This is a genomic window from Mucilaginibacter sp., from assembly GCF_035492695.1.
In the GTDB taxonomy this organism is placed as follows: Bacteria; Bacteroidota; Bacteroidia; order Sphingobacteriales; family Sphingobacteriaceae; genus Mucilaginibacter.
The window spans coordinates 1-4,747 of sequence record NZ_DATJJC010000023.1; the positions used below are offsets into that span (position 1 = coordinate 1).

General features: G+C 45.1%; 3 protein-coding genes. 2 read left to right on the top strand and 1 reads right to left on the bottom strand.

The annotated features are described in order from the left end of the window. The first annotated feature begins 233 nt into the window (after window positions 1-233). Both VL525_RS14855 and VL525_RS14860 read left to right on the top strand, forming a co-directional pair. The gene (locus VL525_RS14855) at window positions 234-1,217 is read left to right on the top strand and encodes a pectinesterase family protein (protein WP_325387820.1); all 984 of its coding nucleotides are present in this window, start codon (window positions 234-236) and stop codon (window positions 1,215-1,217) included. A gap of 11 nt (window positions 1,218-1,228) precedes the next feature. After that, window positions 1,229-2,893 carry a glycoside hydrolase family 28 protein gene (locus tag VL525_RS14860; protein WP_325387821.1) on the top strand — a complete coding sequence of 555 codons (1,665 nt, stop codon included), beginning with the start codon at window positions 1,229-1,231 and terminating at the stop codon, window positions 2,891-2,893. A gap of 99 nt (window positions 2,894-2,992) precedes the next feature. On the opposite strand, the gene VL525_RS14865 is transcribed toward VL525_RS14860, so the two are convergent. After that, window positions 2,993-4,747, bottom strand: a 1,755-nt coding sequence (locus tag VL525_RS14865; protein WP_325387822.1) for a sulfatase-like hydrolase/transferase, incomplete at its 5' end; no start/stop codon positions are given.

The following is a 4,747-nucleotide window of genomic DNA, read 5'->3' on the forward strand; positions in this document are numbered from 1 at the left end:
CCCGGCGGGTAGGGTCGGCAATGGCCTGGTAAACATCTCTGCGTGCTTTCATCTATCAAATATGCAAGTAAGTGCTTGCAAATATAAATGCAAGTATTTACTTGCGCAAATTTTTTTAATTTTTTTTCTGCGGATGTTGGAGTTAGCTTATTTTTTTAATCGTATTTGCTTAACTATTATAACTTTGGTTCATTATAAACCAATGGACGCTACTTCATAACAAAACTGCATAAATGAAAAAGATCATCTTTTTTATCGCCGTAATTTTAACGGTGGCGCGGGTTTCGGCACAAACCCAAATCTACCCTAAAGAATTTTTTGTTGCGCAGGATGGCAGCGCTCAATTTAAGACCATACAAGAAGCCGTTAATGCTGTGCGCGATTTGTCTCAACAAGTTGTTACCATTCATATCAAAAAAGGAATCTATGCAGAAAAGCTGATCATACCATCCTGGAAAACCAAAATAGCGCTGGTTGGTGAGGATAAAGAAAATACCATTATTACCAATGCCGATTTTTCAGGCAAACCATTTCCTGGCGGCAAAGACGCAATGGGAAGAGCGGCTTATTCAACTTATACCTCGTACACCGTATTGGTTCAGGGAAATGATTTTACGGCCGAGAATCTGACCATCGAAAATAAGGCGGGCCGTGTTGGGCAAGCTGTTGCATTGCATGTTGAGGGCGACCGTTGTGTTGTGAAGAATTGCAAGTTGCTGGGCAACCAGGATACGCTGTATGCGGCAACTGAGGGCAGCAGGCAGTTTTACCAAAACTGCTATATCGAGGGTACGACGGACTTTATATTTGGCGAAGCAACTGCTGTTTTCCAGGATTGCACATTAAGAGAACTTACCAACTCGGTAATTACGGCAGCATCAACAACTCCGCGGCAACGCTTCGGCTATGTATTCTTTCATTGTACCATAGTTGCTGATGACGGTCTCCGCGTTGAACTTGGCCGCCCGTGGCGACCTTATGCCAAGGTAGTTTTTATCAGCTGCGACATGGGCAATCATGTCGTCCCGCTGGCCTGGAGCAACTGGGGCAATCCTGAAAACGAGAAAACGGTACTTTATACAGAGTACGATAGTAAAAACGCGGGCAATATTGCGGGGCGCCCAAAATGGACCCAACAACTAACCGTAAGCAATCTAAAAGAATATACCCTGCCTAATATTTTAGGCGGCGCAGACCATTGGAATCCTTTAAAATAAACAGCATAAAAATGAGATCGCCATTAACCACCAACGCACTGTTAAGTTGCATAATGCTGGTCATTGTTACCGCAACCTGTGCTTTGGCCCAGACCAATAAACCATCGCCGTTTTCCTGGAAAGCGCTGCCAACCGCAAAGCGTCCGGTTTTTAAAAAGGATACCTTCAATATTACCAAATATGGTGCTGTGGCTTTTTCTGACCGGTTAAACACAGCCAGCATCAAGACAGCTATCGAAAAATGCCATGCCGCCGGTGGCGGGGTGGTATTAATACCTAAAGGAAACTGGCTTACGGGCCCTATTATACTAAAAAGCAATGTCAACCTGCACCTGGCAAAAGGGGCGGTATTGCAGTTTACAACAGACAAAAATCAATATCCTTTAATTGCGGCCAATTTTGAGGGGCATGAAACCGTGAGGGATCAATCACCTATCTCGGGAGATGATTTAACGAATGTGGCCATTACCGGCCAGGGTACCGTTGAAGGTAATGGTGATGCTTGGCGGCCTTTATATATGAGCAAGCAAACCTCGGCCCAATGGCAGGATAAACTTAAATCGGGGGGTGTGCTTTCTGATGATGGTAAAACCTGGTTCCCATCGCAACAATATAAATTGGGGCAGGAGATGTCAAAGAAAGGCAAATTAGAAAAGCTTAAAACCATAGCAGATTTTGCACCTGTCAAAGATTACCTGCGGCCAAATTTGCTGGTACTTACCCGTTGTAAACAGGTATTGCTGGAGAGTGTTACCTTTCAAAACTCGCCCTGCTGGTGTTTACATACGCTAATGTGTGTCGATTTAACGGTGAGCCGGGTAAAAGTCAATAATCCAGCATGGGCACAAAATGGCGACGGTTTGGATATTGAAAGCTGCAAAAATGTAGTGGTTGAACATAGTAGCTTTAACTGCGGCGATGATGGCCTTTGTATCAAATCAGGAAAGGATGAGCAGGGCCGCAAAAGAGGCATGCCGACAGAAAACGTTACCATACATGACGACACGGTTTATCAAGCTCATGGCGGCTTCGTGATTGGCAGCGAAATGAGCGGCGGCGCCAGAAACATCTTTGTATATCATTGCGCCTTTATCGGGTCGGACAAGGGCTTGCGTTTTAAGACTGCCAGAGGACGGGGCGGCCTGGTAAACAATATTTTTGTCAAAGACATCTATATGAAAGACATCATACAAGAAGCAATTTACTTTGACATGTATTATTTCACCGCGCCTCCAAAACCGGGACAAGCAGCTCCGGTATTTGCTGTGGACGAAACGACGCCACGCTTTCAGGATTTCTATATCAGTGACATTCATTGTGAGAGTGCGGGCAAGGCGCTATTTATCAGAGGGCTCCCTGAAATGCATATCAAGAACATCGACCTTCAAAATATATATCTGAAAGCTAAAACCGGCATCGAAATAATAGAGGCAGACGATATACATCTTAAAAATTTACAGGTGGATGCATCGAAGAATAATCCGGTAGTTTATATAGAAAACAGCACGAATATTGATTTTAAAGGGCTTGATATCCGCGAAAACAGCGAGGTATTATTTAATGTTGGGGGTGCCAAAACCAAAAATATCAGCGTATCGGGTTTAAAGACGAAGGAGGTAGGTACGCAGGCAAACTTTATTGGTGGTGCCGATAAATCTGCCCTTAGGCTGAATTAAATAATGTCTTATTATTAAAAACAAAAGCGCCGATTCGATCAAATCGGCGCTTTTGTTTGTGATTGCGAGAGACATCCGAAACCGCACCAAATATCGGTGTTAGTGATAAAAAGATTTTACAGTCGACAGTGTTTTGCCACTGGCATCTGCGCATGAAAGCTTTATTTCCGATTTAGCCTGCCCCGGTAAATAGTAAATCGAAATAGCATGTAATCCAGCTTTCAGATTAACAGTTTGCTGCCTGCTTTCTCCCGATGTATATCCATAATCTTCATCAATTAATGCCGTCTCATGTAATCGCATAAAAGCTTTTCCATTTACAGCTAAAGAGAAGGTGTATTGCCCGTCGGCAGGTATTTTTATATAGCCGGTAAACAGGGTTGTGCCATTATTGAAGGTGGTTTTCACATCGTTGCTTATACCTTTTTTATCAGGCATCAATCCTGCCGGTTTTATTACCCAAGGAAACTTCCCTTTGTAAAAGCTCCACGATAAACCGGGCGAAGCTGCTTTAACGTTTTTATCAGTAGGTATTGCGTCCTTGTCGTAGGGGCGCGGTGCTTCCGCATCCGGCCGGTGTACCTGCAATACCTTATCCTTCATTTTTTCCTGTATGCTCACGTATGCGGGTCTTGATGCCAGGTTGGTAGTCTCTTTAGGGTCGCTGATGACATTATAGATCTCAAAATTATCTGCCGCCGACTGGATGTTATAACGAACACCAACCAGGCTATCCATGCGTATGGCCTGCATTTGATTTCTCCGTTTCCCTCGTCTTGATGCTTCAAATTCTTTGAATTTCGGGGTCTGACCGCTTTCAAAATATTCCACATAAACCAATCCCTTTTGCTGATGACCTACACCTGTCAGCGATGGCAGCAAAGAAACACCATCTGCCCGGGCCGGAATTGGCAAACGTGCCGCATCTGCCAACGTCGGCAGCCAATCAGACATCATTGAAGGCGTGTTAACCACTGTTTCAGGCTTGATGTGCCCCGGCCATGCAGCAATGCTTGGCATTCTTAGTCCGCCCTCCCAGCAATCGCGTTTAATGCCATCAAACGGGCCATAACCACCAAAAAAGGTGGGATGATTAGGTACAAATGAAGCCGGTAGATATGATTCGATAGACGGGCCATTATCAGATGTAAAAACAATAAGTGTATTGTCGGCCAGGTGCAGATCCGTCAGTAATTGGCGGATATCGCCGACAGCGGCATCAATGCGCTGAACCGCGGTAGCATAACGCTTGTAGGTGTCTGGCCACGGTATTTCAGGCGTAGCCGGATTCTTGTCATGATCATAAGTAGCATTGGCAAAAGCCGGATATACGTATGAATCCGGCGTACCGGAAGCGGTATTGATCATGTGCCCGTTATTGCCCAGCCATTGTAGCCCGCCTTTTAAACCGCCACCAGCCGGATAAGCCTGTGTGGGTAGTTCCAGCACAGCATGCGGCGTATCATAAGCCAGATACATAAAGAACGGCTTGCCGGCATCATTACTTTTAGTATGATCGACGATCCATTTTTTTGCCGCGGCGGTCCACAGATCGGCAGTATAGCATTTACTTAACCCGGCCGATACCTCTTTGTAATCATCCCATACCTGTTTCTTTGTCCCATATATTCCTTCAACAGGATAATGCTCGTGGCCGTCGCCATGGCGCATATAACCGAAATAATGGTCAAAGCCGCGTTTTAACGGGTGTGCCGGCCAATTTGGCTCAGGTACTTTAGTGCCTTGCAGGCCCCATTTACCAATGGCTACCGTATTGTAACCGCCTGCTTTTAGCACGTTAGCTATGGTGTAATTATCTTCTAATTGCTTATCGAACTGATTGTCGCGCACAGA

Coding starts and splice junctions, on each gene's coding strand:
- VL525_RS14855 (WP_325387820.1), top strand. CDS start 234: ATGAAAAAGATCATCTTTTTTATCGCCGTAATTTTAACGGTGGCGCGG.
- VL525_RS14860 (WP_325387821.1), top strand. CDS start 1,229: ATGAGATCGCCATTAACCACCAACGCACTGTTAAGTTGCATAATGCTG.